The sequence below is a fragment of the Staphylococcus sp. HMSC062H10 genome, from assembly GCF_001836945.1.
GTDB lineage: Bacteria > Bacillota > Bacilli > Staphylococcales > Staphylococcaceae > Staphylococcus > Staphylococcus aureus.
The window spans coordinates 1-1223 of record NZ_KV830949.1; the positions used below are offsets into that span (position 1 = coordinate 1).

A 1223-nucleotide genomic window follows, 5' to 3' on the forward strand; every position below is an offset into this window, starting at 1 on the left:
TGGTATGTCAACAATTTTTTAGACAGTTTTCATGTGTAGATTTTTAAATGCCACTGGCGTCAAATACTGTAATGAAGAATGTGGTCTAAAATTGTTGTACCAATTTACATAATCAAATAATTCTGTTTCTAACTGTTCTAAGTTTTCAAATTGCATTTGTTTTACAAATTCGGTTTTCATTGCTTTCATCGTTGCTTCCGCAACTGCGTTATCATAAGGACAACCTTTGGTACTTAATGAACGTTTGATTTTAAATGTTTCTAGGACTTCATCTATCAAATGATTATCAAATTCTTTGCCTCTATCAGTGTGGAATAGTTTGATTTGTTCAAGATTATGATTTATTCTGCTGATTGCTTTTGATACTAAATTTGCGTCCTTATTTTTACCTGCACTGTAACCAACAATTTCTCTATTAAATAGATCTATAAATAAACATATGTAATGCCATGTTCCTGCGACTTTTACATATGTCAAATCACTTACTAATGTCTCCATTGGTTGTTCTCTATTAAAAGCGCGATTCAAATGATTTTTAATTCGTTTTTTATTAGTTTCTTTTGGATGATTTTTGTATTTAGCTTTCGTATAAACAGAAACTAGATTATGTTTTTTCATGATACGACCTATCTTTCGTCTTGATACAGTAAGACCCTTATCATTTAAATTATTTTTAATTCGTCTTGTACCAAAGACTTTTCTATTAGAATTAAAAATATTTATGACAGCACGTTCTACGTTTGAATCATCTTTAGTGATTTTATTATCTTTTCTTTTTATAGAATCATAATAGGTACTTCTTGGTATTTTTAGGACTTTACACATTGCTGATACTGAATATTGATGTGCATTCTTTTGAATGACTTCTATTTTCGTCCCATGATCAGCGCTGCTTGCTTTAAAATATCGTTCTCCATTTTTAAATGTTGAACTTCTTTACGTAATTTAATCAGCTCTTTTTCTTCATCTGATAAGTTATCTTGGTGATTGAATGTACCCGTGTTTTGATGTTGCTTTATCCATTTTCCTAACGCCGAAGGTGTTAAATCATACTCGCGTATAATTTCATTCCTAGGCTTACCATTTTCATATAATCTAACCATTTGTAACTTAAACTCTGAACTAAATGATCTTCTTTCTCTTGTCATAATAAAATCGCCTACTTTCTTAAATTAACAATATCTATTCTCATAGAATTTGTCCAATTAAGTGTAGACGATTCA

1 protein-coding gene is annotated in these 1223 nt (G+C 29.9%); it reads right to left on the reverse strand.

The annotated features are described in order from the left end of the window. Positions 1-18: 18 nt before the first annotated feature. Positions 19-1148, reverse strand: a protein-coding gene (locus HMPREF2658_RS00565) for an IS3 family transposase (protein WP_098686295.1) whose coding sequence is annotated in 2 segments (ribosomal slippage) — positions 19-902 and positions 902-1148 — 1131 coding nt in all. Because the reading frame shifts where the segments join, the coding sequence is not laid out codon by codon here. Between the last annotated feature and the right edge of the window lie 75 nt (positions 1149-1223).